Raw genomic sequence first — 24,263 nt, forward strand, 5'->3', positions numbered from 1 at the left:
GACATGAGTGATATTTTTAAGTACGGTATCGACCAGCTCACTGTTGCCAGCGCCATTGATATTGCCGCCGGCAGGGTAAAAGGCATACTGGTACCGGAAGTGATTACACGTGTACAAACCAGCTTCGGCTATGTACAAACCATCGTGGCGCAGCATACCACGGTATATGGCATTAACACTGGTTTCGGCCCGCTATGCGATACCAAGATCTCCGAGGAGGATACCCGTGCGCTGCAGTACAATATCCTGCAAAGCCATAGCGTAGGCGTAGGAGAAAATATCCCGGAAGAGATTGCCCGCATCATGCTCATCACTAAAGTGCAGGCGCTGGCCCAGGGTTACTCAGGCGTAGCATTATCTACCCTTGAAAGGATCATCTGGCATATTGAGCATGGCATCACACCGCTGGTCCCTGAAAAAGGCTCTGTAGGCGCTTCGGGCGATCTTGCCCCGTTGTCGCATCTCTTCCTGCCACTGATAGGGCTGGGGCATGTGATGTACCGTGGCCGGAAAACAGATACCGCTTCCATGATGCAGCAGGAAGGCATACAGCCGGTAGTACTGGGCCCTAAAGAAGGCCTGGCGCTTATCAACGGCACACAGTTCATCCTGTCGTTTGCAGTGAAAGCCGTGCAACGGCTGTATAATGCGCTGGAAGCCGCAGATATCATCGGGGCTTTATCTCTGGAAGGACTCATGGGCACTGCCAAACCTTTTGATCCCCGCCTGCATGTGATCCGGCCCTATCCGGGCAACCAGCTGGTGGCACACCGTTTGAAAACGCTGCTGGATAATTCGGAGATCATGTCGTCGCATGTAGACTGCGGCCGTGTGCAGGACCCCTATTCCCTGCGCTGCATGCCACAGGTACATGGTGCATCGCGCACTGCATGGCAGCACCTTCGCGAACTTACCACTATAGAGCTGAATGCCGTTACGGATAACCCGATCATCTTCAGCGCGGAAGATACCATCAGTGGCGGCAACTTCCACGGGCAGCCCCTGGCATTGCCGCTGGATTACGCTACAGTGGCCGCTGCGGAGCTGGGCAACATTTCCGACAGGCGTTGTTATATGATGATTGAAGGAAGATACGGGCTGCCGAAATTACTGATACAGGACGCCGGCCTCAACTCCGGTTTCATGATACCACAATATACCACCGCTGCATTGGTAACGGAGAATAAAACATTATGTTTTCCTGCCAGCGCAGACAGTGTGCCTACCTCGCTGGGGCAGGAAGACCATGTATCCATGGGCTCCATCAGCGGGCGTAAATTAAACCAGGTGATCAGCAACCTGGAATACATCCTTGCTATTGAGCTGCTGTATGCCGCACAGGCAGTGGATTTCCGCCGGCCGCTGAAATCGGGCCCGGTGCTGGAAGCCGTGCATCAATACACCCGCAGGCATGTATCCTTTGCAGATAAGGACCGCATCTTCTCCAACGACATTGCCGCTTTGCATCATATTATTACTGACCAGTCGCTCGTACGTGTGGCCAACGAAGCAGCGGCTAACCATCAACTTAACTTAAACGGACTTTATAATGACCAGTTTGGACTTTATTAAAACATATGCAGCTCACCCGCATTATAAAGCGCCGCGTGGTACACAGCTGCACGCCAGATCATGGCAAACCGAAGCGCCCCTGCGTATGTTGCTCAACAATCTTGATGCAGAAGTAGCCGAAAACCCGGACGAGCTGGTGGTGTATGGCGGTATTGGCCAGGCAGCGCGAAACCGGGAATCTTTGCAAAAGATCATCGACATATTATTAACACTTGACGATGAACATTCCCTGCTGGTGCAATCCGGTAAGCCCGTAGGTATTGTGCGCACGCATCCCCAGGCGCCAAGGGTAATGCTGGCCAACAGCAACCTGGTGCCCAAATGGGCTACCTGGGAGCATTTCAACGAACTGCGCTCCAAAGGACTGATGATGTACGGCCAGATGACTGCCGGCAGCTGGATCTATATCGGTACCCAGGGTATCCTGCAGGGAACCTATGAAACCTTTATGGAATGCGGCCGCCAGCATTTCAATGGTAACCTTTCAGGAAAACTGCTGGTAACCGCCGGTATTGGCGGTATGGGAGGCGCACAACCACTGGCCGCTACTATGGCCGGTGCGGTGTTCATTGGCGCTGATATTGATCCTGCACGCATTCAGAAAAGACTGGACACCCGCTATATCGACCGGATGACTTATTCCTACGAAGAAGCCATTCAATGGGCGAAAGAAGCCCAGGCTAAAGGTGAAGCCTTGTCTATAGGCCTGGTAAGCGATGCAGGCGATATGCTGGAACGAATGCTGAAAGATAATATCATACCAGACATCCTCACAGATCAAACCTCTGCGCATGATCCGCTGAACGGGTATATCCCCAACGGCCTCACCCTGGAAGCCGCACCGGAGCTGCGTAAGAGCGATGCTGCAAAATACAGGGAGCTATCGCTGAAAAGCATGGCCCGCCATGTAGGCTTTATGTTGCAGCTGCAGCAAAAAGGCGCCGTTACTTTCGACTATGGCAATAACCTCCGTGAATTTGCACGCGAAGGCGGGGAGCCCAATGCTTTCAACTTCCCCGGCTTTACGCCGGCATATATACGCCCGTTGTTCTGTGAAGGGAAAGGCCCCTTCCGCTGGGTAGCCCTTTCCGGCGACCCGGAAGATATTTACACCACAGATCGTGCGCTGATGGAGGCTTTCCCGGAAAATACCCACCTGATCAACTGGCTGAAACAGGCACAGGAAAAAGTGGCTTTCCAGGGATTGCCCGCACGTATCTGCTGGCTGGGATTGGGCGAGCGTGAGAAAGCCGGTCTTATTTTTAATGAACTGGTGAGAACAGGGAAAGTGAAAGCGCCGATCGTGATTGGCCGTGATCACCTCGACTGTGGCTCCGTGGCATCTCCCAACCGTGAAACGGAATCCATGAAAGACGGCTCCGATGCTGTGAGCGACTGGACCCTGCTGAACCTCATGGCCAATACCGGCGGCGGCGCTACCTGGGTATCCTTCCATCATGGCGGCGGCGTAGGCATGGGTTATTCCCAGCATGCGGGTATGGTAGTGCTGGCAGACGGCACAGACCGCGCAGCGGAGTGTTTACGCCGCGTGCTTTTCAATGATCCTGCATTGGGCATTTTCCGTCATGCTGATGCCGGTTATGAAAAGGCGCAGGAATGGGGAGAAAAATTTAATATCAGCATTTAACAAAGATTACGCGAAGGTTGTCTGACTCAGGATTATGATGATTAAGCTGATTATGATGATTTTTATTTGGGGAATTTGAACAGAAATTAATGGAAATAGAGCGGATAAATTCGCTTTTATCTCTTTTAATTAAATATAAAATCAATGTAATCAGCTTAATCATCATAATCCTGAGTCAGACAACATCCGCGTACAGCTTTTAATCAATTGCCCATGAAAACATTAATCGGGCCTTTTGCCCAGATCCTCCCAATGACCGGGCTGTCGCCCAAAGGCACCCTGCACGATGAGCAGTTAACCGTGATAGAAAAAGGCGGGGTAGTGGTGGAAAACGGTGAGATAGTGGCTATAGCGGATTACAAATCCCTGTTGCAGAAATACCCGGATTGCGAGATCGCTTTCCAGGATACACCACTGGTTTTATTGCCGGGATTTATTGATTGTCATACACACATTTGTTACGATGGTACCCGCAACCGTGATTATGCTATGCGTATTGCCGGTAAAAGTTACCTGGAAATAGCCCGGGCAGGCGGTGGTATATGGGACTCTGTTACCAAAACGCGTATAGCCGATGCTGTTACCCTCGCGGAAAATACAGTAGCCCGTGCCAACCGCCACCTGGCAGAAGGAGTAACCACTATTGAAGTAAAGAGTGGATACGGCCTGAACCTGGAAGATGAATTAAAGATGCTGCGCGCTATACAACAGGCGGGATTGCACACACCTGCCACCCTGGTGCCTACCTGCCTGGCAGCGCATATGAAACCCCGAGATTATGAAGGCAGTGAAGACGCTTACCTGCAATGGATCTTAGCGGAATTACTGCCGGTGATACAACAGGAGCAGTTGAGCAACCGGGTGGATATTTTCATAGAAGAAACCGCATTTTCTGCAAAGGCCGCCACCGGCTTCCTGCAACAGGCTATGCAGCAGGGGTTTGTGGCTACTGTGCATGCGGATCAGTTCAGCGCCGGCGGCGCCGAAGTAGCCGTAAATACCGGCGCATTATCTGCCGATCACCTGGAAGCCAGCACTGAAAAAGAAATTGCCCTGCTTGCAAATTCTGGTACGGTTGCAGTAGTTTTGCCAGGTGCTTCTCTGGGGCTCGGAATGGGGTATGCACCGGCACGCAAATTGTTGAATGCGGGTGCATGCGTGGCCATTGCGAGCGACTGGAACCCGGGATCGGCGCCTATGGGCGACTTGCTGGTACAGGCAGCTGTAATGAGCGCTGCAGAGAAATTGTCGACCGCAGAAGTGCTGGCCGCAATGACCGTGAGAGCAGCGCCCGCATTGCAACTGAAAGATGCAGGCCAGCTGCTGGCGGGTTATGCGGCAGACATGCAGGCATATCCCACTGCCGATTACCGTGATATACTTTATTACCAGGGTAAAATGAAGCCAGCCCTGGTTTGGAAGAAAGGAATTGCAGTATGATAACAAAAGAAAATTACCTGCCCTCCACTGTTGCATCATGGAGCGGACGTACTGATGGTACGGAACCCGACCTGCTGCGCTGGCACCAGGTGATTACCATAACGGACCTGCTACAGGCGCCGCTGCCGGTACTGAAGCAGGGGCAGAAAGGCATTGTGTTCCTTGGCTTTGCCTGCGATGAAGGCGTACGCCGCAACAAAGGTCGCACGGGCGCTGCAGAAGGGCCTGCCGCTTTGCGTAAGGCCATTGCCAATTTTCCGGTTCACTTTAACGCACAAATGGTGTTACTGGATGCCGGCGATATCCTGTGTATCAACGGCGAACTGGAAAATGCACAGCTGGTGCTCAGTGAAGCGGTAAATGCCATTCTCACTGCAGGATACCTGCCACTACTGCTGGGCGGGGGCCATGAAATTACGTATGGGCATGCCCGTGGTATCCGACGGTATGCCGGGAAGCAACAAACAGGCTTTATTAATTTTGATGCGCATTTTGATATCCGTATACCCGGACCGGAAGGCGCCAGCTCAGGCACCGGCTTCTGGCAACTGGCGCAGGATGCCAAACAGGACGGTACACCTTTTCATTACCTGGCACTGGGCATACAAAAGAATGGCAATACCCGCCAGCTGTTCAATACCGCCGGGGAGGAAGATGCTACCTATGTGAGCGCCGATGCTTTTCATTTGCAGGATAAAGACACGCTGTTTGCCGCCATACAGCATTTTCTCAGCCAGGTGGATAAAGTATACTTAACTACCTGCCTCGATGTATTTGCAGCGCCGTTTGCACCAGGAGTAAGTGCTACCGCTTATAATGGCATCATGCCGGGAGGCTTGTTCCTCCAGTGTTTCCGTAAAATATTGCAGAGCGGGAAAGTGGCAGGGGCTGATATTGCGGAGTTAAACCCTTCACTGGATATAGACAACCGTACCGCGAAACTGGCAGCTGCCCTGGTTTTTGAAATTGTGATGGCATATAGCGGGGAAGAAGCATTTTAGCGTGTAGCCGTTTACTTTAACGGGTATATGTTAAATGCCGCTTACCGCTTTCAGCTCTTTCACCTGCCAGGCGCATTGCGCCAGTTGTTCCTTCATATCTCTTTGCAGCAGTTGTATCAGCTGTTGCGCATTTACAGGCAGTACGGTCTTTTCTTTTTTCAGCTGTGCCACTGTTGCCTTTACAAACAATAATAGTTCGCTGGTATCATGCCATTGCCCCAGCAGCTCGCCCGCTTTACGGGTGGGCGTTACCAGGTTTTCTGTGAACACCGCAGGAAGTACCTGTTCCAGTATATTGAGCTGGTAGTATAAAGCCTTTACTTCTTTCCGTACCTCATGCCATACCGTATGATGGGCCCTGCTGGCAGGCACGGTGATCTTTTTATGCTGCTCCTGCAGGTAACTGATCAGCGCGGCGGTAGCGGCTTTGCTGTCTATATCCGCTATTGCATCCTTAAATCTTTCCGGCAGTGTATCCAGTTTTTTCAGGGAGGAAAATTTCACGGTGGCCTGTAACATTTCACTGGCAGTGGCAGCTTTGTTTTGCAGCAGCAGGTGCGCAAATGAAAAACGCCACGATACCTTTTTTTCATAGTTGCGCAGGTTTTTTTCCTGGAGATGCGTGTCCCTGGAAGCGCCGCCTATAGACTGTATCAGCCTGGCGGTGCGCAGGTGCCTGCCAGCTCCGAACGAATAACCAGGTAATTGTTTTGCCAGCGAAAAGAATGCCCGCAGTTTTTTTACGCTTACCCGCATGGCGTGAATAGCGGCAGCATCGCCGGGGGCCTCCCGCAGGGTATGGTATGCGGTTGTTACGGTATCGCACTCCTTACGGAGATAATGATATAAGGCAGTTTGTAGCATGCCTTTAAGTTAACGAAAAATTCCCCGCTGGGATCAGAATACGATGGTTTTGTTCCCATGAAGGATCACGCGGTTATCGATATGGGCTTTTACCGCCCTGGTGAGCACTTGCCTTTCAATATCCCTCCCCAGCATTACCAGGTCTTCCACGGTATGTTTATGGCTTACCCTGGCCACATCCTGTTCAATGATAGGGCCTTCATCCAGTTCATTGGTAACGTAGTGAGCAGTAGCGCCAATAAGCTTTACGCCCCTCGTATAGGCGTTGAGGTAAGGTCTTGCCCCTGCGAAAGCGGGCAGGAAAGAGTGGTGAATATTGATGATCCGCTGCGGGTAGCGGCTTACAAACTGCGGAGACAGGATCTGCATATACCTGGCCAGCACGGTAAAGTCTGCCCGGTGCTGTTCCAGCAGCCCGATGGCGGCGCGTTCCTGCAGTTCTTTGGTACTGCTGCTAACGGGGAGATAATGAAAGGGGATGCCCAGGCTGGTGCATTCTTTTTCCAGGGCTGCGTGATTCGAGATCACGACCGGGATATCTACCGGCAGCTCACTGCTTTTCCATCTCCATAATAATTCCAGCAAACAATGATCATAAGCCGATACCATGATAGCCATACGCTTACGGCGATCGCTGTAATCTATTTTCCATTCCATTTGCAGGGGAATAGCCACCTGCTCCCGGAATGCTGCTTCCAGCGCGGCTTTATCCAGGTTAGCCAGCTGGAATTCCATACGCATGAAAAATAATCCTTCGCGGGGATCGGTACTGTGTTGACTTGCATCCAGTATATTTGCACCCAACAGGTACAGGAACTGTGAAACACCGGCTACAATGCCAGGCCGGTCCGGACAGCAAATAAGCAAACAGGCGGTGATATGAGGGATTTCTTGTGTTAACATATACTGCCAAAATATAAATATTAATACAATTTTCCCTTGAAAAAGATAGGATTGATGTCGGATACCCATAGCTATTTGCATCCGCAGGTATTCAAATATTTTGAAGAAGTAGATGAAATATGGCATGCCGGGGATATCGGAAATGTGGAATTAGCCGATAAACTGGAAAATTTTAAGCCTTTCCGGGCCGTTTTTGGTAACATCGACGGGGCGGATATCCGTATCCGTTACCCCGAAATCCTGCGTTTCAACCTGGAAGGAGTAGAGGTTATGATGACACATATTGGCGGATATCCGGGGAAATATGCCCCCGGTGTGAAGGAGCAGCTGAAACAGCATCCTCCCAAACTCTTTATCTGCGGACATTCCCACATCCTGAAAGTAATGCCGGACGCGGCACTTCGTTTGTTACATATGAACCCGGGAGCATGCGGACAGCAGGGATGGCATAAAGTAAAAACGCTGTTGCGTTTTCAACTGGAGGCCGGTAATATTCAACAACTGGAAGTGATAGAGCTTCCCTGATCAACAACATTGTTTCAACCTACAACGTTTATGAACCTACGATTTTTAGCATGGCTGGTAATATTGGTATTGGGAGCAGCGCAGACCAGGGCGCAGGGAAGATTCCTGAAATGGCTGAAAACCGAAAATGATACCGCGTATATAGAAGATCATACGGAAGATATTACCTTCCGGCTGTACGGCTCCCGGAAATATACCAGGTACGATATCATGGACCGGAAAACGAAAACCGATATCCTGTACAGGCCCAACACCCCCTTTAATGTGGGGTTTGGCGCCAATTACCGCTTTATAGGCCTTAATATCGGGTTTAACCTGCCCCTTATTAACAGCAACGACCGGTACGGCAAAACCAAATACATTGATCTGCAGTCGCACGTATACCTCCGCAAAATTGTGGTAGACTTTTACGCCCAGTATTATAAAGGCTACTACATTGCCAACCCGGAAGAAGTATTTGGTAAAGCCTACACTGCTAAAAATCCTTACCCACGGCGGCCTGATATCAGGAATACCGACTTCGGTCTGAACGTTGGGTATATTTTTAACGATAAACGTTTTTCCTACCGCGCTCCCAACCTGCAGAATGAGTACCAGAAGAAAAGCGCCGGCTCCCTGATCGTGGGAGGGGAAGTGTTCCTGGCAGGCATCAAGGGCGATTCTTCCCTTATCCCCTCCAATATGGCGGATACCGCCTTTTTACGGGATGAGCATTATTACAGGACCGGTATTTCCTCCCTGGCCGCCAATGTGGGCTACGCCTATACTTTTGTGCTGAAAGAGCATTTCTTTTTATCGCTCTCGGTTACCGGCGGGTTAGGAGGGAACATCACCTCACTGTTCCTGGTGAACGGAGATGTGAGCCGTAAGGTGGGGCTGCAATTCAGCAACACGGTGCGCGCTTCGCTGGGATACAACTCCAGCCGTTATTTTGCCGGGATCCACTACGTGGGTATGAATACCCGCAGCGGCATGTCTATACCACACACCTACCAGACGTTTGGTACAGGCAATTTCAGGGTGAGCCTGGTGCGCCGTTTCACCCTGGAGAAGCCGTTGTGGAAAACCAAAACGATCTAGCTTTGTGCCGGCGAGATCCATTTCGACCTGGCAGGCGGCTGGTACCTTTCCATTTGTGATAACAGGTCGCTGATATCATTGCTGGATAACAGCATATCCCGGTTTTCTGCTGTGAGGAAGCCTTGTTCGAACATGGTTTGGGAAAGGGCGGTAAGGGCGTCGTAAAAGCCGTTTACATTCAGCAGGCCTATAGGTTTTTTATGCAGGCCCAATTGGCCCCAGGTGAGCATTTCAAACAATTCCTCCATGGTGCCGAAACCGCCTGGCAATGCGATGACCCCATCAGACAATTCATTCATTTTGGTTTTGCGCTCGTGCATGGTATCTACCAGGATCAGTTCTGTAAGGCCGGTATGCGCCAGTTCCTTTTGTTGCAGGAAATGCGGCAGTACGCCAATAGCTTTCCCGCCTGCGTTTAAGGCGCCATCTGCCACTGCGCCCATGAGCCCTACTTTTGCACCGCCATATACCAGGGTGAGGCCGTGTTGGGCCAGTGCTGCGCCCAGTAATGCAGCCTGTTCCATGTAAATGGGGTTGTGACCGGCGCTGGAGCCGCAATAAACAACAATCCGATTCATATCTTCTGGTTATAAAGTGTTTAATTCTGCCTGGATGTTGGCCTTGGCGGTTGTTTCATATAATTCCCGGAAAGCCTGCGTCATATAGATCACGGGCATATCCAGGAAGTGCTGCAATACTTTTTTACGTCCCGGCATATACACGTTATCGGGGTACACCTGGTATTCCTGCCTGATCTGCCGGGCATATGCCTGGTATGTTTCCGGGGAAGCGCCCAGGATCTGCAGGTCGAAATCCAGGAAGTAGTCCAGGTCCGGGTCCCGGTGGGTATTGATATGTGTTTTGGTGGCGATAATGAAATCGCTGATCTTGCCGGTTTTTTCCGCGGGATAATTGATCCTGTGCAGATGGGCTACTGCGGCGGCAGCGCTCTGCTCCTCATTATCGGGTTGCAGCGGGTTGTAAATAATATCATGAAAGAAGATGGCAAAGAGCACCGCTTCCGGATCTGTAAGCTGATCTGCATAGGCCTGTTGCAGGGTTACCAGCTGCTGAATATGCGACCAGTTGTGGTAATACCTGCCAGGCGACTGGTACGCCTCCTGCAATGCCGCATAGGAGCTGTTTACCAGCGTTGCAGCGGTATTGGGATGAAGGGAAGACCAGATGGCGCTTAATTGCATATGGTGCTTTTTGGGTGGCTGTAAAAAAGGAACGGGCAGAAAAAGATTCCTGCCCGTTCCTGGTATGTGAAAGCTTTGTATTAAGCTTTTTTGGCAGCTTCTGCACGGATCACGTTCAGGGCGCCACCGGCTTTAAACCACTCGATCTGTTGTTCGTTGTACGTGTGGTTTACAGGGAATTCACTGGTGCTGCCATCTTTGTGATGAAGCACAACGGTGAGTTGTTTACCCGGGGCAAAGGTGGTAAGGCCAAGGATATCGATGGTATCATCTTCCTGGATCAGGTCATAATCTTCTTTGTTAGCGAAGGTCAGACCCAGCATACCTTGTTTTTTCAGGTTGGTTTCGTGGATACGGGCGAAAGATTTCACCAGGATAGCACGAACGCCGAGGTGACGGGGCTCCATGGCAGCGTGTTCGCGGCTGGATCCTTCACCGTAGTTTTCATCGCCTACTACTACTGCGCCAAAGCCGTGTGCTTTGTAGTCGCGCATGGTAGCCGGTACAGCACCGTACTGGCCGGTAAGGGCATTCTTCACGGTGTCGCTTTTATCGTTGAATGCGTTGATCGCACCAATGAGCATGTTGTTGGAAATGTTATCCAGGTGACCGCGGTATTTCAGCCATGGACCGGCCATGGAGATATGATCCGTGGTACATTTGCCTTTTGCCTTGATGAGGAGCTTCAATCCTTTCAGATCGGTGCCTTCCCATGCAGCAAATGGTTCCAGGAGCTGTAAACGGTCGGAAGTAGGGGATACTTTCACCTGAACGCCGCTACCGTCAACTGCAGGGGCCTGGTAACCGGCATCTTCTACTGCGAAACCTTTCGGAGGCAGTTCATAACCTACCGGTTCATCCAGCATTACTTCTTCACCGTTCTTGTTTTTCAGCTTATCGGTCAGCGGGTTGAAGGTAAGATCACCTGCAATGGCCAGTGCGGTTACAATTTCAGGGGAAGCCACAAATGCGTGGGTAGAAGCGTTACCATCATTTCTTTTCGCGAAGTTACGGTTGAAGGAAGTGATGATAGAGTTCTTACGGTTTGGATCGTCGATATGACGAGCCCACTGGCCGATACACGGACCGCAGGCGTTTGCCAGTACTACACCGCCTACCTTGTCGAAGGTATTCAGCAAACCGTCTCTTTCGATGGTATAACGTACCAGTTCAGATCCGGGAGTGATGGTATATTCAGATTTCATTTCCAGTTGCTTGTCGATTGCCTGCTGAGCCAGGGACGCAGAACGGGAAATGTCTTCATAAGAAGAGTTGGTGCAGGAGCCGATGAGGGCTACTTCCAGTTTTTCGGGCCAGTTGTTTTCTTTTACTGCCTGTGCAAATTTGGAGATAGGCCATGCCAGATCCGGGGTGAACGGACCGTTTACATAAGGTTCCAGTTCATCAAGGTTGATTTCGATCACCTGGTCGTAGTATTTAGCAGGATCAGCGTATACTTCTGCATCCGGGCGGAGGTGATCCCTTACTTCATCAGCCAGGGTAGCCACTTCTGTACGGCCGGTGATTTTCAGGTATTCCGCCATTTTGCTGTCGTATGCAAAGAGGGAGCAGGTTGCGCCGATTTCAGCACCCATGTTACAAATGGTGGCTTTACCGGTAGCGCTGAAGCTGTCTGCACCTTCGCCGAAATATTCCACGATAGCGCCGGTACCGCCCTTTACGGTGAGGATACCTGCTACTCTGAGGATAATATCTTTGGCAGAAGTCCAGCCACTCATTTTACCTGTCAGTTTCACACCGATCAGTTTCGGCATTTTCAGTTCCCAGGGTAAGCCAGCCATTACGTCTACTGCATCTGCACCGCCAACGCCGATAGCCACCATGCCTAAACCGCCGGCATTAGGGGTGTGGGAGTCGGTACCGATCATCATACCACCGGGAAACGCATAGTTTTCCAGTACTACCTGGTGAATGATACCGGCGCCTGGTTTCCAGAAACCGATGCCATATTTATCAGAAATTGAGGAAAGGAAATCGTAAACTTCTTTATTGGTGTCAATAGCAGTTGCCAGATCTTCTGTAGCGCCTACTTTTGCCTGAATGAGGTGATCACAGTGAACAGTGGAGGGAACCGCAACTTTATCGCGACCGCAGGTCATAAACTGGAGCAATGCCATCTGGGCGGTTGCATCCTGCATAGCTACACGGTCCGGTGCAAATTCAACATAGGATTTGCCTCTTTCGTAGGGCGTGGTACTCGGTGCATACAAGTGTGCGTACAAAATCTTCTCAGCCAGCGTCAGCGGTCGACCCAGCATTTTACGGGTAGCTTCCACTTTACCCGGGAGTGCCGCATACACTTTTTTAATCATGTCAATATCAAACACCATGGGAAAAAAATTATTTAAGAGCGGTTAAAAATTGCTCGCAAAATTAACTAAAATCAGCAAGTTTTTAAATTAAATACTTAACATATAGCCAACTGTGCATAAACTCCCTGTACTTTAACAGTTCCTTAAAATCGATGCAGGGTAAGGAAAAGGACATTTTTCCATCTTCCAGAAAAATTATTAAAAAATACTATATTAAATTTATCCGCCCTGGTAAAATTAACTTGCTCATGCGGTGAAAAAGCAGTCCCGCGGCAAAGATGCTCATATTCAGCCGTGTAAAGGGATGTGCTTTACCAGGCCTTTTTTCCTTGTTTTTCCAGCCGGAATTTGATAAATTTGATGTATGAACCGGATAAAAGACTTCGTGGAATGGAAGGCGTTCGGTGTATGTGCCGCTATAGGAGATAAACTTGGAGTAGCCACATCCCGCATACGCATCTTTTTCATCTATGCTACTTTCCTGACAATGGGGTCCCCGCTCATTGTATATATGATCCTTGCCTTTTGGGTGAATATGAAAAATTATATCCAGAATGCCCGGAGAAATCCATTACGTTATTTATAGATAATTAATATAAAACAAAAGAGGTGGTTCGCATTGTCTGTGAGCCACCTCTTTTGTTTTATATATTGTTGTCGTTTATTCAAGATGAAACAGCGTCATACCGTGATAATGATTCTGTAGCTCATTTAACGTGATGGGCGCCGTAAGGTTACGGGTTTCATCGCGGTAATGCAGCTGCATGAGGGGATCATGTCCTTCCTCGAACCAACGGATTGAAAAAGGCCCTCTCACATACAACGTTCCACCTGCCGGCGAAGACGCCGATTCCTCTTTATGAAACTGGAGTTTCAGCAGGGTGGCTTCGGTCAGATGGATAGGCTCCAGGTTATCGAGATCATACCAGAACTCATTTTCATCTGTAGCCACCAGCACTTTTTTGTCTTCATGATCTACCTGCAGGATCTTTCCCTCCTTTTCTGCCCCGCCATACTTTGTGATAATGGTATCACCTGATTTTAATTCATGGATATTGATCATAGTGAAAGTGGATTTTATGTGTTTCATGAATTTACTGAAAAAAGTGCAAAGCTTCCTATAAAGAAAAAGCTATTATCACCCTGCGGTAATAATAGCTTTTTAATATTATGTTCTGGTTATCTTAAAACTTCCTTACAACCTGGCGGAGCTCCACCAGTTGTTCCAGCAATGGTTCCAGCAGATCCAGGCGGAGCATATTTGCGCCATCGGATTTTGCGCAGGAAGGGTCGGGATGCGTTTCAATGAACAGGCCATCGGCGCCTGTAGCAATAGCTGCCCTGGCAATGGTGCTGATCATTTGCGGGTTACCGCCGGTAACACCGCTGGTTTGATTAGGCTGTTGCAGGGAATGGGTGCAATCCATCACCACCGGTTCGCCCAGGTGCTTCATGATAGGAATGTTGCGGTAATCCACTACAAGATCCTGGTAGCCGAAAGTGGTGCCACGTTCGGTAAGGATAATATGATCATTGCCGGCTCCTTTGATCTTTTCCACGGCAAATTTCATGGATTCGCCGCTGAGGAACTGTCCTTTCTTTACATTTACTACTTTACCTGTTTCGGCAGCAGCCAGCAGGATATCCGTTTGGCGGCAAAGGAAGGCAGGGATCTGCAACACATCCACGTAAGCGGCTGCCATGGCAGCTTCTGCGGCAGAGTGAATATCTGAGGTAACCGGAACATTAAAGGTTTTGCCTATTTTCTGCAGCAGCTCCAGTCCTTCTACATCGCCAATTCCCGTGAAGGAATGTACGCTGGTACGGTTAGCTTTACGGTATGATGCTTTGAAAATATAGGGGATGGCTAAACGTTTACAGATAGTAGTTACTTTTTCCGCTACTTCCATCAGTATCGATTCTTCTTCTATCACACACGGACCCGCAATCAGGAAAAAATTTTCGGGGTTGTACTGTTCTTTAAATAAAGATTTTAAATGCTTCATATGTTGAAAAAATTGGGTCATTTAATTGAAGGTGCAAAGATAGGCATTCTCCGCCAAAGGGAGGTGATGCTGCCATGTCATTAATGGAGATTGTCATGATATTGTAATCCGAAAACCATGTGCATAACCTGCTGTTAATTTCATTGTTATAGCATTGTCATGCGCTGAGGTGGGGTGTGTGGAAATACGGGGGAACCCGTTAATATTACGCTTCGATTTTTAAAAAAAAGCTTACAATTATATTTTGGTATGAAGAAAGATAAGATACTGGTTATTGGCGCCTGCGGACAAATTGGCGTTGAACTGACGCTGGCCCTGAGAAAGATGTACGGGGATGCAAATGTGCTGGCCTCGGATCTGCGTGAGGAGCACGACCTGCTGAAGGGAACCGGTCCGTATGTATCGCTGGATGTGATGAACAAGGAGATGCTGCATGTGCTGGTGATCCGTCATAATATCACCCAGATCTATCTGCTGGCGGCGATCCTGTCGGCCACCGGTGAAAAAAATCCATTGCTGGCCTGGCATATCAATATGCAGAGCCTGTTGAATGTACTGGATATTGCCAAAGAAGAAAATCTTGATAAAGTATACTGGCCCAGTTCTATTGCGGTATTCGGGCCTAATTCCCCCGCGCAGGAAACGCCGCAGCATACTATCATTGAGCCTACCACCATTTACGGGATCAGCAAATTTGCAGGCGAGCGCTGGTGCGAATATTACAATCACCGCTTCGGCGTGGATGTAAGGAGCCTGCGTTACCCCGGGCTGATCAGTTACAAATCAGCGCCCGGAGGAGGTACTACAGATTATGCCATCGAAATTTTCCATGAGGCGAAGGAGCACCAGCAATACACCAGCTTTCTTTCTGAAAACACTTACCTGCCAATGATGTATATGCCGGACGCCATCCGTGCCACCATTGAGCTGATGGAAGCAGACGCCTCAAGGATCACCGTGCGTTCCGCCTATAATTTAGGCGCCATGAGCTTCTCCCCGAAGGAGATAGGCGCAGAAATAAAGAAACATATTCCTGCCTTCAGTATGGCCTACCAGCCTGATTACCGCCAGCAGATTGCTGACGGCTGGCCCAACAGCATCGACGACAGCCAGGCGCGCGCCGACTGGGGCTGGAAACCGGAGTTCGACCTCGAAGCTATGACAAAAGATATGCTCACGCATATATAGCTTAACCGCCTCCGGCGGTGTTAAATTGTCTTGGCTCAGGATTAAACTGATTAACCGTGATTACCAGGTTTGATTATTACTGATTTTAAAAGATTAAGGGAGATATAAGCGGATTCGCTTTTATCTCCCTTAATTATTGTTAATCATAAAATCACAACAAAATCAAATCCTGGTAATCACGGTTAATCAGTTTAATCCTGAGCCAAGACAATCGCCGAAGGCGATCCCCCGCACTATTCGATAAAACCTACCGCCACCGTGGTGTTGTTGAATTCATCGATGAGAATGAAGGCCCCGTTGGCGGGGTTCTGTTCGTAAGGATCTGCAAATACAGGCGCGGCTGTTTTCAGTGTGATACGGCCGATATCATTCAGTGCCATAGAGGTTTTGTCTGTTACCTGAACATGATTGGTAACGTCTGTTACATAATTGATCTGCTGTACTTTTGCCTTCACGCGGTTCACGCCGTGCTGCAACAGGTAGGTTTTACCGGCAGCAAGGGGCAGCTGGTCCATCCAGCAGATGTTGGCGCTTATTTCTTTCAGCTGCTGCGGTATTTCGTTTGTTTTCACGAGCATGTTACCGCGACTGCTATCTATTTCACCTTCCAGGGTGATCACCACGCTTTCACGTGCATGCGCTACCGTTAGTTGTTTCTCGAATTGCTCAATGGTTTTGATGCGGCTCTTTTGCCCGGAGGGCAGGGAAACCACTTCATCGCCTACAGAGAAGTGCCCGCTGGCCACTTTACCCGCAAAGCCGCGGAAATCGTGGTATTCAGTAGTTCTGGGGCGGATCACACTTTGAATGGGGAAGCGGGCCGGGTGGTTACGGTCTTCATGATCAAAAGACACCTGCTCCAGGTATTCCAGCAATGTGCTGCCGTTGTACCAGTTGATAGCGCCGGTGCGACTTGCCACGTTTTCACCATACAGGGAGGAGATAGGAATAAATTTCACTTCCTGTCCTTTGAATCCTGCATTATTGAGCATCTGCTGGAAATCTTCCACTATCTGGTTAAAGCGGGCTTCGCTGTAATCAACCAGGTCCATTTTATTTACACAAACCACCAGGTAGGGAATACGAAGGAGGTTGGCGATAAAGAAGTGGCGGTGGGTTTGTTCCACGATGCCCCTGCGGGCGTCTATAAGGATCAGTGACACTTGTGCATTGGAGGCGCCGGTAACCATGTTGCGGGTATATTCAATATGCCCGGGGGTATCGGCAATGATGTATTTGCGGGTAGGGGTGGAGAAATAGATGTGGGCCACATCTATAGTAATTCCCTGTTCGCGTTCTGCTACCAGTCCGTCGGTGAGCAACGACAGGTCGGTAAAGTCCAGTCCTTTGCGTTTGCTGGCAGCGTGGAGCGCTTCCATTTTATCTTGCGGAATAGAATTGGTATCGTATAATAAACGGCCTATTAAGGTACTTTTACCATCGTCAACACTACCGGAAGTGGCTATACGTAAAACCTCCATTATTTTTATTTTTTGGCTTTCAGCGACGGGCGTTGAAAGATGTGTTCAATTAAGTTGAGTGTATATAACAGGAAATGCTGTTAGAAATATCCTGCCTGTTTTCTTTTTTCCATAGCGGCTTCAGAGCGTTTGTCGTCTATACGTGCGCCACGTTCGGAGATCTTTGCTTCCATGATTTCAGCAATGATGTCTTCCAGTTTATCTGCTTCAGATAATACGGCGGCAGTACAGGTCATATCGCCTACGGTACGGAAACGTACTTTCTGGCGGAACGGTACTTCGTCGGCAGTGGTGTTGAGGAAAGAGGAGTAAGGCCAGTAAAGACCATCGCGTTCTATGATTTCTCTTTCATGGGAGAAGTAGATAGACGGGATCTCCAGTTTTTCACGGACGATATAGTTCCATACATCCAGTTCTGTCCAGTTGGAGATAGGGAATACGCGAACGTTTTCGCCTATGTTGATTTTACCGTTGAGGATATCGAACAGTTCAGGGCGTTGCATTTTGGCGTTCCACTGACCAAATTCATCTCTTACCGAGAAGATCCTTTCCTTGGCGCGGGCTTTTTCTTCATCCCTGCGGGCGCCGCCTATGCAGGCGTCGAACTTGCCTTCTTCGATGGCATCCAGGAGGGTCACGGTTTGCAATGCGTTCCTGCTGGCGTACTTGCCGGTTTCTTCCTGGGCTTTACCCTGGTCGATGCTGTCCTGTACATTCCGGATGATGATATCCAGTCCGAGTGTATTCACGAGCCAGTCGCGGAACTGGATGGTTTCCGGGAAGTTGTGGCCGGTATCTACATGCAGCAGGGAGAAAGGTATTTTACCGGGGTAAAATGCTTTCTGCGCCAGTCGTACGAGTGTAATTGAATCTTTACCGCCTGAGAACAGGAGCACCGGTTTTTCGAACTGTGCCACTGTTTCACGAAGTATGTAAATGGCTTCATCTTCCAGTGCCTGAGGAAATTCCCAATTTATCTGATTAGTCATGGACTATAATAATTTATTCAAAAAGCTAATATTTATTATCCGTGCAGTCCGCATTCTTTCTGCGACTGTTCCCACCACCAGCGTCCGGCGCGTGGATTTTCTCCAGGTTCAATGGCGCGCGTACATGGAGCGCAGCCAATGCTGATAAAGCCTTTGTCGTGCAGCTTGTTATAAGGCACCTTATGTTGCTCCAGGTAGGCCAGCACTTCATCGTAGCCCCAGTGGATCAGCGGGTTGAATTTGTAGAGGTGGCGATGTTCGTCCCATTCAAGGATTTCCATGCCCTGCCTGTTTTCGGATTGTTCTGCCCGGAGGCCGGTGATCCATACTTTTACGCCTTCCAGCGCCCTGTTAAGGGGAACAATTTTGCGGATGCCGCAACATTCCTTGCGGTTTTCCACGGATTCATAAAAGCTGTTGGGTCCTTTGGCGGAAATCAGTTTTTCTACTGCTTTGGTATCGGGGTAATATACTTCTACAGGCTGTTTATAACGGGCCATGGTAAGGTCCATTACATCGTATGTTTCCTGAAAGAGGCGGCCCGTGTCCAGGGTAAAAACTCTAACCGGCAATTGGTTACGCCAGATAATATCTGATATCACCTGGTCTTCCTGGCCAAAAGAAGTAGAGAATGCTACAGCGCCGGGGTATTGTTCCAGCAGGTACTGTATAGCCTCCTCCACCGGTTTGTTGACCAGCGCGGTGGTAATGTCTGTCATGTAGATCTTCCTTATTGAATTGATATGTCTAGTGCCAGCGGAGCAATTACGGTTGCTCCTGCAACAAAAATACATAAAACCTATAAAAAAGATAGACTAATAATGTAAAAAATTATTTCTTTCGGGAAGATGGGCTATGGTGGGGGATATGTGGAAAGACGAGGCCGGGGGGTAGGGCCGACCAGGGCGCCAACTTTTGGATACCGGGGGTGATTGCCGGGGGCGGCTTAGCCGACATTGCCGGCCGGGAAGGGCTTAATTTCCCGGGTGGGGGCCGCTTTGCAATGGGATGGGAATTACTTCACGCTTACCTGGCACTGGCAGCGTTACTGCAGGGAAAGTGGAGGGGAGGTGGACTTGATCCTGAAATCCTTTACAGGCGTGAAAAAGCCGGCTTAATGGCCGGCTTTGATATTTTAACCCTGATCAGCTATTCCTGGTAAGAATATCCTTCAGTGTTTTGTTTTCAAGGATCTTGAGAGCGGAGTCCCTTACGCGGCCCATTACTTCGTTGAGGCCACATACCGCTTCGTCGCGGCAATTTTCGCAGCGCTCGTAATAGTTGAGGCTTACGCATGGGAGCAGCGCAATAGGACCGTCGAGCAGCCGGATGATCTTAGCCAGGGCGATCTCTTTCGGAGGCCGCATGAGGTAATATCCCCCGCCTTTTCCTTTTTTACTGCCGAGGATACCGGCATTCTTCAATTCCAGCAAAATGTTTTCCAGGAATTTGATAGAAATATTTTTCTCCTGTGCAATCTCCGATATAAGGATGGGGCCTTTATCTACATTTTCTGCCAGGTGTACTAATGCGTGAAATGCGTATTGTGTTTTTTTTGATAACATACAGACTTTTTTGCATCCCTCCACGGATGAACTTATAGTTCGGTTGCTAACTTTATATTCCTGCAAAGATAAGCAGTTTTTAGCTGCCAGCAGTGGGCGACTGCCTTTTAGCCGCCGGAAAGGGCCCCGGGGCTAAAAGTGTATCGTGCTGCTATCCCAGGTTCAGCACATCCCGCATGGTGAACACGCCGGTTTTGCCTTTCAGCCATTCTGCTGCTACTACAGCGCCGGCGGCAAAGCCTTCGCGGGAGTGTGCGGTATGAGTGATGGTGATATCGTCGATGGCGGAAGTATAGTTAACGGTATGTGTGCCTGGGGCCGGATCTATCCTTTTGGAAATGATAGGCAATGTTTCCGGTTGATCGCTGTCTTCGTTTACCCAGCCGGTTTTACGGGTCACCGATGCCAGTACCTGCTCTGCCAGTGTGAGGGCGGTGCCGCTTGGTGCATCCTTTTTCTGGGTATGATGGATCTCTTCCATCTTCACGTTGTATTGTGGCTGGCCGGCCATGAGGTCTGCCAGTTTCTTGTTCAGTTCAAAGAAGATATTTACGCCTATGCTGAAATTAGTGGCATGAAGGAATGCCTGGTTCTTTTCCAGGCAGAGGGCCTTTACTTCCGGTAGCTTATCCAGCCAGCCTGTGGTGCCGGAAACTACCGGCACATTGGCGTCGAAGCATTTCAAGATGTTGTGGTAGGCTGTTTCAGGGGTGGTGAACTCGATAGCTACGTCAGCCTGTGAAAGGTGTTCTTTTTCCAGCAGGTGTTTGCTGCTAATATCCACGCGGAGTATTATTTCATGACCTTTGGCAGTGGCAATAGCATCTATTGCCTGTCCCATTTTACCATATCCTATGAGCGCTATTTTCATGACCCTTGAAAGTTGTATTTTAAGTTGATGTATTAGTGAAGATCAGCGGCCTGCGAAGTAACGGCTTTTTCCCTTTTTACCGCCAAAGGAAATATTAAGGCCGATGCCGAGTGTACGATTGTTGATCAGTGTGGGAGAAACCCGCATGCTGAGGTCATCCGACATATCGAAATTACGGAGATGTGCAAATACGGTAGCGTCTATAATGTTGACGCCGTACGCCAGGATGAAGAACAACACCGAATAATCCACATACTGCCGGAACTGGTCGCGGCCTACTTTGAGCGATTCGGTATCATAAGGTTTGGTATCCGGGCTGGTATCGTTGGTATCCGGGTTGCCGTCTACCCGGAGGCGGTAGGCATCGCGATACAGCTTGTACGTTTTCATGTTATCCACAAAGAAGTAAACACAGGTACCAATAGCGGCGTATGCGATGGGAATTTTCCAGTATTCTCTATTGTATGCCTGTCCGAGGCCCGGCACTACAGCAGAGTAAAGGGCGGCTTTACGGGGGCTGTGCGGGAGTTTGGAATCGGGAACATAGGCGCTGTCGGTGAAGATGGCTTTGTTTGCTTTTACGGTATCCGTACCGGGTGCGGGTATAGGCCGGATAATGGTATCCATTGTTTTGGCAATGGGGCGCAGGGTATCCTGTTGTGCATGTAATGGCGCAGCCATTGCTACTGCAATTAAAAACAATAAAGCGTGCCGTAGTGAATAAAATATGTATTGAGCCCTATTAGCCACCGTATAGATCTATTTTTTCCAGGATACTATCCAGCTCTTCATCCGAATAGAATTCAATTAAAATGCTGCCTTTGCCGCTTTTTCCCCTGTCCAGTTTTACCTTGGTAGAGAAGTGGGAGGCAAGTTTGTCCTGTATTTTCTGGTAAGCAGGCGGTAGTTTTACCTTGGCTGCTTTTTGCTGATGATTTTTGTCGGCCTGGTTAATATTACGTGCCAGTTCTTCTGTTTGCCGTACAGACAACCCGTTTTTCAGGATTTCGTTGTACAGGAAGAGTTGGTTTTCCACGTTTTCCACACCGGTCAGCACACGGGCGTGGCCCATGCTGAGCTGGCCATTGCGCACGGCTACCTGGATATCCGGTGGCAATTTGAGCAGGCGTATATAGTTGGTAACGGTGCTTCTTTCTTTGCCCATGCGGTCGGCCACCTGTTCCTGGGTGAGCGTGCATTCTTCCATGAGCCTTTTGTAGCTGAGGCCTACCTCAATGGCATTGAGGTTTTCCCTTTGCAGGTTTTCCAGCAGGGCGAGCTCCAGCAGCTCCTGGTCGTTCACCTGGCGGATATACGCGGGGATATCTTTCAGCCCGGCCAGTTTACTGGCTCTCAGGCGACGTTCTCCGGCGATGAGCTGGAATTTTTTAGCATTGATCCTTGCCACCGTGATGGGCTGGATCACATCATGCAGTTTGATGGACTGGCTTAACTCCTGTAAGGAAACTTCATCAAAGTCGCGACGCGGCTGTTTCGGATTGGTTACAATCAGATCCAGTGATATGCGTTCAATGCCTGTAGCGGCAGCTACTACTTTATCACCCAGGGCGCCGGCAGTTTGCTTCAGATCTGTATCGATATTTTGAAGCAGAGAGCGGATGCCTTTACCCAACGCTTCTTTCTTACTTGGATTGGTCATCGTTTATAGCTAGGATTTTGTCTTTGGATTTAATTTTGGTGAAATTATGTTTCTGCAGGATTTCCTTGGCCAGGTTCAGGTAGTTAATAGCGCCTGTGCTGGCAGCATCGTACATAATAACGGATTTACCGAAGCTGGGAGCTTCTCCCAGTTTGGTATTACGGTGAATGATGGTATTGAACACGCTTTCTTCAAAGTGTTGTTTTACTTCATCCACCACCTGATTGCTGAGGCGCAGGCGACCATCGTACATGGTCATCAGGATACCTTCAATTTCCAGTTCTATATTCAGGCGGCTTTGTACAATCTTGATGGTATTGAGTAATTTGCCGAGACCTTCCAGTGCAAAGAATTCACATTGAACGGGGATGATCACGGAGTTGGATGCTACGAGGGCATTTACGGTGATGAGGCCCAGGGAGGGGGAGCAGTCAACAATTACGAAATCATAATCTGCTTCCACGGAGTCGATCACCTGTTTCATCACTCTTTCCCGGTTAGGGTGATTGATGAGCTCCAGTTCAGCGCCTACCAGGTCTATATGAGAAGGCAATACCTTCAGGTTGGGAGTATCTGATTCCAGGATCACATCTTTGGCCTGCACATCGTTCACCATACAATCGTACAAGCTCTGCTGCACATTGCGCAGGTCGAAACCCAGCCCCGTGGTGCTGTTTGCCTGCGGGTCGGCGTCAACCAGCAGTGTCTTAAATTCCAGCACAGCCAGGCTGCTTGCCAGGTTTATTGCACTTGTAGTTTTTCCTACGCCACCTTTCTGGTTAGCGATTGCGATTATTCTAGCCATTGTGTAATTTAAAAATTCAAAGGTTATTTATAGGATAAAGGATAAATCAGCAATGATCACTTCTTCCTCAAACCTCTATGGTACTACCTATTTCGGGTAATATCAGTTCAAGCCCGGCATCAATAAACTGCATTTTTGCTTCGTTGGTATCAATCTTAACGTAGCCGAAAGTGTTGTAGTGTACGCCGATTATTTTATCACATTCTATCAATTCAGCGGCTGCAATAGCATCTTCAATGCCCATGGTGAAATTATCGCCGATAGGCAGTATGGCAAAATCCAGCGAGGAAATGCCCGGTATCAGCTCCATATCCAATGTAAGCGCAGTATCGCCGGCATAATAAAAGTTCCCTTCGTCCGTCATAAATATAAAGCCCATCGGGTTGCCGCCATAAGTGCCATCAGGCAAACTGCTGGAATGGTGTGCTACCACGCATTTTACGGTTCCGAATTCAAACTTCCATTTACCGCCGGTATTCATGGGATGTAATTTTTCAATCCCCTGTTTACCTGCCCAGGTCACTATTTCAAAATTAGATACTACAGTGGCATTGGTTCGTTTTGCCAGGGCTACCAGATCGGCCGTATGATCCTCGTGCCCATGGGAAACAAAAATATAATCCGCCTCAATGGCATTGATATCTACTTTGGCCGCCAGTTCATTATGGGTAATGAAAGGATCAAAAAGGATCTTTTTACCCATAATCTCCACTGCAAAACAGGAATGTCCATAGCAAGTATACTTCATAATCAGTCCATTTGAATTATTCACGACAACTTCGGGGGGAGATCTGGTCTCCGTCATCCGTTATTAATCTACACCTATATCTAAAAGTAACTTTATTAAAAGTAGCGTAATCGGACAAAAATACAACGATTACCTAAAATTCGGGTGCTGCAGTATATTTATTTATACACAAACTGTTCGCAGAACGGGACCCAATACCCGTTAACGGGTTAATTTTTAGCCAGTTTCAGCAGGGGTAAGATCAATATATTAATAAAATATTAAAATTATCTATACCGGTCGCCAGCAAATGTACTGTTTCTCCATTCTTAATAAAAAAAATAAAAACATACAATTCCCGGCATTGTTATTCGTCTTGTAATAATACAACTGCCTTTTAACT

Annotated in this window: 25 protein-coding genes; 9 read left to right on the forward strand and 16 right to left on the reverse strand. The window is 48.9% G+C overall.

Features of this window, described 5'->3' with window-relative positions; translation table 11 throughout:
- Positions 1–3 precede the first annotated feature (3 nt).
- From hutH to hutG, 4 genes are all read left to right on the forward strand, one after another.
- Entirely contained in the window at positions 4–1,572 is a 1,569-nt protein-coding gene (gene hutH, locus ABIE50_RS10225) for a histidine ammonia-lyase (protein WP_209863849.1), read from the forward strand.
- Positions 1,550–3,220: a urocanate hydratase gene (gene hutU / locus ABIE50_RS10230; RefSeq protein WP_209863847.1), complete on the forward strand. Its 1,671-nt coding sequence runs from the start codon at positions 1,550–1,552 to the stop codon at positions 3,218–3,220. The genes hutH and hutU overlap by 23 nt, the downstream gene beginning before the upstream one ends.
- Before the next feature lie 213 nt (positions 3,221–3,433).
- Entirely contained in the window at positions 3,434–4,660 is a 1,227-nt protein-coding gene (hutI, locus tag ABIE50_RS10235) for an imidazolonepropionase (RefSeq protein ID WP_209863844.1), read from the forward strand.
- Positions 4,657–5,661: a formimidoylglutamase gene (gene hutG / locus ABIE50_RS10240; protein ID WP_209863841.1), complete on the forward strand. Its 1,005-nt coding sequence runs from the start codon at positions 4,657–4,659 to the stop codon at positions 5,659–5,661. The genes hutI and hutG overlap by 4 nt, the downstream gene beginning before the upstream one ends.
- Positions 5,662–5,691: 30 nt before the next feature.
- Here the strand turns inward: hutG and ABIE50_RS10245 are convergent, their stop codons facing one another.
- Both ABIE50_RS10245 and purU read right to left on the reverse strand, forming a co-directional pair.
- Complete coding sequence (locus ABIE50_RS10245) at positions 5,692–6,525, reverse strand: CHAD domain-containing protein (RefSeq protein WP_209863838.1); 834 nt, start codon at positions 6,523–6,525, stop codon at positions 5,692–5,694.
- 33 nt (positions 6,526–6,558) lie between these two features.
- Positions 6,559–7,428: a formyltetrahydrofolate deformylase gene (purU, locus tag ABIE50_RS10250; protein ID WP_209863835.1), complete on the reverse strand. Its 870-nt coding sequence runs from the start codon at positions 7,426–7,428 to the stop codon at positions 6,559–6,561.
- A gap of 36 nt (positions 7,429–7,464) precedes the next feature.
- Between purU and ABIE50_RS10255 the strand changes: the two genes are divergently transcribed.
- Together ABIE50_RS10255 and ABIE50_RS10260 are read left to right on the forward strand one after the other, a co-directional pair.
- Positions 7,465–7,953, forward strand: a complete 489-nt coding sequence (locus tag ABIE50_RS10255) for a metallophosphoesterase family protein (protein ID WP_209863832.1) — start codon at positions 7,465–7,467, stop codon at positions 7,951–7,953.
- Positions 7,954–7,983: 30 nt separating this feature from the next.
- Entirely contained in the window at positions 7,984–9,033 is a 1,050-nt protein-coding gene (locus ABIE50_RS10260) for a DUF4421 domain-containing protein (protein WP_209863830.1), read from the forward strand.
- Here ABIE50_RS10260 and ABIE50_RS10265 read toward each other — a convergent pair.
- The 3 genes from ABIE50_RS10265 to ABIE50_RS10275 form a co-directional block, all read right to left on the reverse strand.
- On the reverse strand, positions 9,030–9,611 hold the full coding sequence (locus ABIE50_RS10265) for an LOG family protein (RefSeq protein WP_209863827.1): 582 nt from the start codon (positions 9,609–9,611) through the stop codon (positions 9,030–9,032). The genes ABIE50_RS10260 and ABIE50_RS10265 overlap by 4 nt on opposite strands.
- A 9-nt stretch (positions 9,612–9,620) precedes the next feature.
- Positions 9,621–10,235, reverse strand: coding sequence for an HD domain-containing protein (locus ABIE50_RS10270; protein ID WP_209863824.1), 615 nt, complete (start codon positions 10,233–10,235; stop codon positions 9,621–9,623).
- Positions 10,236–10,315: 80 nt separating this feature from the next.
- Positions 10,316–12,586 carry an aconitate hydratase gene (locus tag ABIE50_RS10275; protein WP_209863821.1) on the reverse strand — a complete coding sequence of 757 codons (2,271 nt, stop codon included), beginning with the start codon at positions 12,584–12,586 and terminating at the stop codon, positions 10,316–10,318.
- Positions 12,587–12,932: 346 nt separating this feature from the next.
- Between ABIE50_RS10275 and ABIE50_RS10280 the strand changes: the two genes are divergently transcribed.
- Positions 12,933–13,154: a PspC domain-containing protein gene (locus ABIE50_RS10280; RefSeq protein ID WP_089894158.1), complete on the forward strand. Its 222-nt coding sequence runs from the start codon at positions 12,933–12,935 to the stop codon at positions 13,152–13,154.
- 75 nt (positions 13,155–13,229) lie between these two features.
- Here ABIE50_RS10280 and ABIE50_RS10285 read toward each other — a convergent pair whose 3' ends face one another.
- Both ABIE50_RS10285 and kdsA read right to left on the reverse strand, forming a co-directional pair.
- Positions 13,230–13,658, reverse strand: a complete 429-nt coding sequence (locus ABIE50_RS10285) for a hypothetical protein (RefSeq protein WP_209863818.1) — start codon at positions 13,656–13,658, stop codon at positions 13,230–13,232.
- A 94-nt stretch (positions 13,659–13,752) separates the two neighbouring features.
- Complete coding sequence (gene kdsA, locus ABIE50_RS10290; RefSeq protein ID WP_185937072.1) at positions 13,753–14,574, reverse strand: 3-deoxy-8-phosphooctulonate synthase; 822 nt, start codon at positions 14,572–14,574, stop codon at positions 13,753–13,755.
- Between the two features lie 249 nt (positions 14,575–14,823).
- On the opposite strand from kdsA, the gene ABIE50_RS10295 reads away from it, so the two are divergent.
- Positions 14,824–15,762, forward strand: coding sequence for an NAD-dependent epimerase/dehydratase family protein (locus tag ABIE50_RS10295; RefSeq protein ID WP_209863815.1), 939 nt, complete (start codon positions 14,824–14,826; stop codon positions 15,760–15,762).
- Positions 15,763–15,995: 233 nt separating this feature from the next.
- On the opposite strand, the gene ABIE50_RS10300 is transcribed toward ABIE50_RS10295, so the two are convergent.
- The 3 genes from ABIE50_RS10300 to ABIE50_RS10310 all read right to left on the reverse strand — a co-directional run bounded on the left by ABIE50_RS10300 (position 15,996) and on the right by ABIE50_RS10310 (position 18,951).
- Entirely contained in the window at positions 15,996–17,243 is a 1,248-nt protein-coding gene (locus ABIE50_RS10300; RefSeq protein ID WP_209863813.1) for a sulfate adenylyltransferase subunit 1, read from the reverse strand.
- A gap of 80 nt (positions 17,244–17,323) precedes the next feature.
- Entirely contained in the window at positions 17,324–18,232 is a 909-nt protein-coding gene (cysD, locus tag ABIE50_RS10305) for a sulfate adenylyltransferase subunit CysD (protein WP_209863810.1), read from the reverse strand.
- A gap of 35 nt (positions 18,233–18,267) precedes the next feature.
- The gene (locus tag ABIE50_RS10310) at positions 18,268–18,951 is read right to left on the reverse strand and encodes a phosphoadenylyl-sulfate reductase (RefSeq protein WP_142683318.1); all 684 of its coding nucleotides are present in this window, start codon (positions 18,949–18,951) and stop codon (positions 18,268–18,270) included.
- Between the two features lie 209 nt (positions 18,952–19,160).
- Here ABIE50_RS10310 and ABIE50_RS10315 point away from each other — a divergent pair, with 209 nt between their 5' ends.
- On the forward strand, positions 19,161–19,394 hold the full coding sequence (locus ABIE50_RS10315; RefSeq protein ID WP_209863808.1) for a hypothetical protein: 234 nt from the start codon (positions 19,161–19,163) through the stop codon (positions 19,392–19,394).
- Here ABIE50_RS10315 and ABIE50_RS10320 read toward each other — a convergent pair.
- The 6 genes from ABIE50_RS10320 to ABIE50_RS10345 all read right to left on the reverse strand — a co-directional run bounded on the left by ABIE50_RS10320 (position 19,378) and on the right by ABIE50_RS10345 (position 23,881).
- On the reverse strand, positions 19,378–19,797 hold the full coding sequence (locus ABIE50_RS10320) for an RrF2 family transcriptional regulator (protein WP_142683316.1): 420 nt from the start codon (positions 19,795–19,797) through the stop codon (positions 19,378–19,380). The two genes, ABIE50_RS10315 and ABIE50_RS10320, sit on opposite strands and share 17 nt — an antisense overlap.
- 151 nt (positions 19,798–19,948) lie before the next feature.
- The gene (gene dapB / locus ABIE50_RS10325) at positions 19,949–20,668 is read right to left on the reverse strand and encodes a 4-hydroxy-tetrahydrodipicolinate reductase (protein WP_209863806.1); all 720 of its coding nucleotides are present in this window, start codon (positions 20,666–20,668) and stop codon (positions 19,949–19,951) included.
- 42 nt (positions 20,669–20,710) lie between these two features.
- Complete coding sequence (locus ABIE50_RS10330; protein ID WP_142683314.1) at positions 20,711–21,349, reverse strand: DUF5683 domain-containing protein; 639 nt, start codon at positions 21,347–21,349, stop codon at positions 20,711–20,713.
- A gap of 61 nt (positions 21,350–21,410) precedes the next feature.
- Complete coding sequence (locus tag ABIE50_RS10335; protein ID WP_142683313.1) at positions 21,411–22,328, reverse strand: ParB/RepB/Spo0J family partition protein; 918 nt, start codon at positions 22,326–22,328, stop codon at positions 21,411–21,413.
- Positions 22,312–23,133, reverse strand: a complete 822-nt coding sequence (locus ABIE50_RS10340) for a ParA family protein (RefSeq protein ID WP_142683312.1) — start codon at positions 23,131–23,133, stop codon at positions 22,312–22,314. Before ABIE50_RS10340 ends, ABIE50_RS10335 begins: the two co-directional genes overlap by 17 nt.
- 67 nt (positions 23,134–23,200) lie before the next feature.
- The gene (locus ABIE50_RS10345) at positions 23,201–23,881 is read right to left on the reverse strand and encodes a metal-dependent hydrolase (protein ID WP_209863803.1); all 681 of its coding nucleotides are present in this window, start codon (positions 23,879–23,881) and stop codon (positions 23,201–23,203) included.
- Between the last annotated feature and the right edge of the window lie 382 nt (positions 23,882–24,263).

The sequence above is a fragment of the Chitinophaga sp. OAE865 genome (assembly GCF_040546735.1).
Taxonomy (GTDB): domain Bacteria; phylum Bacteroidota; class Bacteroidia; order Chitinophagales; family Chitinophagaceae; genus Chitinophaga; species Chitinophaga polysaccharea_A.

Excerpts from the sequence above, each read along its gene's own strand:
- hutU (WP_209863847.1), top strand. The coding sequence starts at position 1,550 with ATGACCAGTTTGGACTTTATTAAAACATATGCAGCTCACCCGCATTAT.
- hutI (WP_209863844.1), top strand. The coding sequence starts at position 3,434 with ATGAAAACATTAATCGGGCCTTTTGCCCAGATCCTCCCAATGACCGGG.
- ABIE50_RS10285 (WP_209863818.1), bottom strand. The coding sequence starts at position 13,658 with ATGAAACACATAAAATCCACTTTCACTATGATCAATATCCATGAATTA.
- ABIE50_RS10275 (WP_209863821.1), bottom strand. The coding sequence starts at position 12,586 with ATGGTGTTTGATATTGACATGATTAAAAAAGTGTATGCGGCACTCCCG.
- hutH (WP_209863849.1), top strand. The coding sequence starts at position 4 with ATGAGTGATATTTTTAAGTACGGTATCGACCAGCTCACTGTTGCCAGC.
- ABIE50_RS10320 (WP_142683316.1), bottom strand. The coding sequence starts at position 19,797 with ATGTTATCAAAAAAAACACAATACGCATTTCACGCATTAGTACACCTG.
- cysD (WP_209863810.1), bottom strand. The coding sequence starts at position 18,232 with ATGACTAATCAGATAAATTGGGAATTTCCTCAGGCACTGGAAGATGAA.
- ABIE50_RS10295 (WP_209863815.1), top strand. The coding sequence starts at position 14,824 with ATGAAGAAAGATAAGATACTGGTTATTGGCGCCTGCGGACAAATTGGC.
- ABIE50_RS10330 (WP_142683314.1), bottom strand. The coding sequence starts at position 21,349 with ATGGCTGCGCCATTACATGCACAACAGGATACCCTGCGCCCCATTGCC.
- dapB (WP_209863806.1), bottom strand. The coding sequence starts at position 20,668 with ATGAAAATAGCGCTCATAGGATATGGTAAAATGGGACAGGCAATAGAT.
- hutG (WP_209863841.1), top strand. The coding sequence starts at position 4,657 with ATGATAACAAAAGAAAATTACCTGCCCTCCACTGTTGCATCATGGAGC.
- ABIE50_RS10280 (WP_089894158.1), top strand. The coding sequence starts at position 12,933 with ATGAACCGGATAAAAGACTTCGTGGAATGGAAGGCGTTCGGTGTATGT.
- ABIE50_RS10335 (WP_142683313.1), bottom strand. The coding sequence starts at position 22,328 with ATGACCAATCCAAGTAAGAAAGAAGCGTTGGGTAAAGGCATCCGCTCT.
- ABIE50_RS10265 (WP_209863827.1), bottom strand. The coding sequence starts at position 9,611 with ATGAATCGGATTGTTGTTTATTGCGGCTCCAGCGCCGGTCACAACCCC.
- ABIE50_RS10340 (WP_142683312.1), bottom strand. The coding sequence starts at position 23,133 with ATGGCTAGAATAATCGCAATCGCTAACCAGAAAGGTGGCGTAGGAAAA.
- ABIE50_RS10270 (WP_209863824.1), bottom strand. The coding sequence starts at position 10,235 with ATGCAATTAAGCGCCATCTGGTCTTCCCTTCATCCCAATACCGCTGCA.
- kdsA (WP_185937072.1), bottom strand. The coding sequence starts at position 14,574 with ATGAAGCATTTAAAATCTTTATTTAAAGAACAGTACAACCCCGAAAAT.
- purU (WP_209863835.1), bottom strand. The coding sequence starts at position 7,428 with ATGTTAACACAAGAAATCCCTCATATCACCGCCTGTTTGCTTATTTGC.
- ABIE50_RS10245 (WP_209863838.1), bottom strand. The coding sequence starts at position 6,525 with ATGCTACAAACTGCCTTATATCATTATCTCCGTAAGGAGTGCGATACC.
- ABIE50_RS10310 (WP_142683318.1), bottom strand. The coding sequence starts at position 18,951 with ATGACAGACATTACCACCGCGCTGGTCAACAAACCGGTGGAGGAGGCT.
- ABIE50_RS10345 (WP_209863803.1), bottom strand. The coding sequence starts at position 23,881 with ATGAAGTATACTTGCTATGGACATTCCTGTTTTGCAGTGGAGATTATG.
- ABIE50_RS10260 (WP_209863830.1), top strand. The coding sequence starts at position 7,984 with ATGAACCTACGATTTTTAGCATGGCTGGTAATATTGGTATTGGGAGCA.
- ABIE50_RS10300 (WP_209863813.1), bottom strand. The coding sequence starts at position 17,243 with ATGGAGGTTTTACGTATAGCCACTTCCGGTAGTGTTGACGATGGTAAA.